The sequence below is a fragment of the Okeania sp. SIO2F4 genome, assembly GCF_010672385.1.
Lineage (GTDB): Bacteria > Cyanobacteriota > Cyanobacteriia > Cyanobacteriales > Microcoleaceae > Trichodesmium.
Map to the genome: position 1 here is coordinate 1 of NZ_JAAHGT010001108.1, position 2,862 is coordinate 2,862.

General features: G+C 34.3%; 6 protein-coding genes. 3 read left to right on the plus strand and 3 right to left on the minus strand.

The window, feature by feature from the left end; translation table 11 throughout:
- Positions 1–139: 139 nt before the first annotated feature.
- On the minus strand, positions 140–598 hold the full coding sequence (locus F6K22_RS37625) for a hypothetical protein (RefSeq protein ID WP_293109912.1): 459 nt from the start codon (positions 596–598) through the stop codon (positions 140–142).
- 365 nt (positions 599–963) lie between these two features.
- On the opposite strand from F6K22_RS37625, the gene F6K22_RS37630 reads away from it, so the two are divergent.
- Both F6K22_RS37630 and F6K22_RS37635 read left to right on the plus strand, forming a co-directional pair.
- The gene (locus F6K22_RS37630; RefSeq protein ID WP_293109913.1) at positions 964–1,101 is read left to right on the plus strand and encodes a RidA family protein; all 138 of its coding nucleotides are present in this window, start codon (positions 964–966) and stop codon (positions 1,099–1,101) included.
- A 176-nt stretch (positions 1,102–1,277) separates the two neighbouring features.
- Positions 1,278–1,460, plus strand: a complete 183-nt coding sequence (locus F6K22_RS37635; protein ID WP_363275294.1) for a RidA family protein — start codon at positions 1,278–1,280, stop codon at positions 1,458–1,460.
- 113 nt (positions 1,461–1,573) lie between these two features.
- Here the strand turns inward: F6K22_RS37635 and F6K22_RS37640 are convergent, their stop codons facing one another.
- Together F6K22_RS37640 and F6K22_RS42755 are read right to left on the minus strand one after the other, a co-directional pair.
- Positions 1,574–2,581, minus strand: a complete 1,008-nt coding sequence (locus F6K22_RS37640; protein ID WP_293109917.1) for a zinc-binding dehydrogenase — start codon at positions 2,579–2,581, stop codon at positions 1,574–1,576.
- A complete protein-coding gene (locus F6K22_RS42755) occupies positions 2,581–2,712 on the minus strand; it encodes a hypothetical protein (protein WP_363275292.1) in 132 nt (43 codons plus the stop codon). The genes F6K22_RS37640 and F6K22_RS42755 overlap by 1 nt, the downstream gene beginning before the upstream one ends.
- Between F6K22_RS42755 and F6K22_RS42760 the strand changes: the two genes are divergently transcribed.
- On the plus strand, positions 2,701–2,862 hold a 162-nt coding region (locus tag F6K22_RS42760), incomplete at its 3' end, for a flagellar basal body-associated FliL family protein (RefSeq protein WP_363275296.1). The genes F6K22_RS42755 and F6K22_RS42760 overlap by 12 nt on opposite strands.

Below are 2,862 nucleotides of genomic sequence, written 5' to 3' on the forward strand. Positions count from 1 at the left end.
TTATATATTTGGGGGAGTAGGGGAGTAGGGGAGATTAAATAAAATTAAAGCGTAATTATTAAAGATATACTATATAACCGGATTCTATATAAAAGACAACTATTTGTCACCTCGTTAGTTTTTCAGTTCTACATCTTTATCATTTTGCTAAGTGCTCATCTTGTTGGTAGTTTTCATGTTTGAGATGAAGACGAAATTGACTTAACAAACTATAGACTAAAGGAGATAAAAGAATCCCCATCGCTAAAACAAAAACCAGACCACTAAAGAGTGCATAGAGAGAAGCAAATACTTTTGCGCTAGTAGTTGAGAGGGGACTAATTGGTCCCATACCACTAAGAATCATCGAAGCTTCTACTAAAGAATCTATCCAACTCAAACCCGCTGCCCAATGATACCCGATAATCCCCATCATAAGTCCTAGGGAGATAAAAAGTGCAGACATACCCAGATAGCCAAGAAACTTCCACAGAAAGAGGAAAATTGACCTGGTTCGCTCTGATGAAGTCCAAGTTTTCGGTTCTTGAATAAGACTTAAACTAGAGGAACGGACGAGAAATATTATAATTACTAAAATTAATAGTCCATATACGAGCATATTTCTAAAATCCACTTCACGATTATCTTATATATACGGCTAAAACTAGAGAAACTACTGTAAGCGTGCCAACCAATTTTGTAATCCTTTTATGATAAAATATTCAAGTTTTTTCCTAGATTTAACGGCTTGCTTGCAAAAAACACTTATGATTTAGTTCCGTTATTGTCCTAAATAACTTTAAGATAATAAAAAATTAAGATTAAAACTTAATTCCATAGTTCAAAAACTATTTAAAAAGTGATTTGTGCTACTCTACTTCATAGACAATCGAATGGACTGTAAGTATTTCCGTGGCTAAAGCATGGCTCAAAAACAAAAACTTAATTGTAATTAATTATTTGAACAGTTAAAGGACTTTATCAATGCCAAAACTTGAAGTAATTATTCCTCCAGGAATGGAAATTATATATGAAAAATATCACTATTGCCCTGGAGTGAAAATAGGAAATGTGTTATATATTTCAGGACAGGAGGGAAGGGATGAAAATTTACCGAAATAATTAATAATTAAACAATTAAATAATTAAATAATTAAATAATTCGTGCCTTGAAGCCTCCCCTTGGATAGGGGAAAAAAATAAATCTTTTCCTTGAGCGCCAATCCTCTCTCTTTTAGGGAGAGGTAATTATCCATTATCCATTATCCATTATCAATTAATGAAAGGTTGTCGAAGGGATAGAAGAACAATTTATCCAAGCGTTTGAGAATGTTAAAAAAGTTTTGGTGGCTGCTGAAGCTACTTTTGATAATGTAGTAGAAATGATAACTTATCATGTTACTGGTGCTAATTTAGGGGAATCTTCTGAATCGGAAAAATCGTTTACTATTCCCCATTTAGCATTATTTATGAAGGTATAAAGATCGTTATTTTACTGAAGAATTTACCACTTGGACTGGGATAAAAATTACTTCTTTATCTACCCCAGGATTAATTGTTGAGACTAAGTGTACCGCAGTGGTTAATGATTAGTCTATAATCTGACAATTACTTTACCTTGATTTTTCCCACTAAGTTGATATTCAACAGCTTCGACAATAGAATCTAATCCTCTAAATTCTGTAGGATCTATCGCTACTTTAAGTTGCTTAGTTTGAAACAAATTAAAGAGGCGATCGCCAGCTTCTGCCTGATATTCTCGATAACAAGGCATGAGAAATGCTCTTACTGAGGCAGCTTTCCAAAAAAGTTTATGATAAATTCGAGGTTGATTAATTTGTTCTAAATTATGGCTATATTCGGAGATAAAACCAACAACAACTAAACGCCCCTTTACAGCTAAATTATCAACGCAAGTATCAAACATTTTTCCACCAACACATTCAAATACTAAATTAACACCTTGGGGGTATTCTTTTTTGAGGACTTGATTGATATTTTCTTGACGGTAATTAATGATTCTATCACAGCCTAATTGTTGTAATAATTCTACCTTTTTTGCAGAACCACAAGTTCCAATAACATGATTTCCTGCTAGTTTAGCTAATTGTACGGCAATATGTCCTGTTCCTCCAGCAGCAGCAGTGACTAAAACTACTTCTTGACTGGTCATTTCTCCCACTTGTTCTAAAGCTACTAAAGCGGAAACTCCTGTAGGCACTAATGTGAGAATTTCTGGAGAAACTTCAGGAACTTTAATTACTCCATCTATACTAACAGTTTGATACTCTCGGTATGCTCCGCCTATAGTAAAAGTTAAAACTCTATCTCCGGTCTTAAATTGTTTGACATTATTTCCAAGAGCCACCACATTTCCTACTACTTCTACTCCCATATCTATCGGTAGTTTTGGATTGAAATAGGGAATTTTGTCTTGAGATAATAAAGTATCAAATCCGGCATTAATCCCTGCAAATTGATTCTTAATTAGAATTTCGTTGGCTTGAGGTTGTTGTAGTTCAGTTTCTACAATTTCCACAGCAGAACGAAAATCAGAGTTAAAGTTTTTAATAACAAGCTTGCGATAAGTTTTGGGTATCATCACCTTAGAAAGTCTTTAACAACTTCAGCAACTTTTTCAGGAATTTGATTCATCATACAAATAGTTCCTTCTGGAAATTCTACCATTTTAGCATGGGGAATTACTTGAGAAAGAAAATTATGGTCTTCCATTTTTGCCAACCCCCCTATTTCGGCAGTAAAACAGCTGAAGAGCTGCTCACTGATGAACAGGCCATTAAAGATGAGCTCAAAGAGCGGATCAATGCCGTTCTGACCAATGGAAGAGTCGAAAGTATTATCTTTCCCGAATACCAGGTTTTT

What these genes read in the sequence shown, in the direction of transcription:
- F6K22_RS37625 (WP_293109912.1), bottom strand. Translation starts at nt 598, where the DNA reads ATGCTCGTATATGGACTATTAATTTTAGTAATTATAATATTTCTCGTC.
- F6K22_RS37630 (WP_293109913.1), top strand. Translation starts at nt 964, where the DNA reads ATGCCAAAACTTGAAGTAATTATTCCTCCAGGAATGGAAATTATATAT.
- F6K22_RS37640 (WP_293109917.1), bottom strand. Translation starts at nt 2,581, where the DNA reads ATGATACCCAAAACTTATCGCAAGCTTGTTATTAAAAACTTTAACTCT.
- F6K22_RS42755 (WP_363275292.1), bottom strand. Translation starts at nt 2,712, where the DNA reads ATGGAAGACCATAATTTTCTTTCTCAAGTAATTCCCCATGCTAAAATG.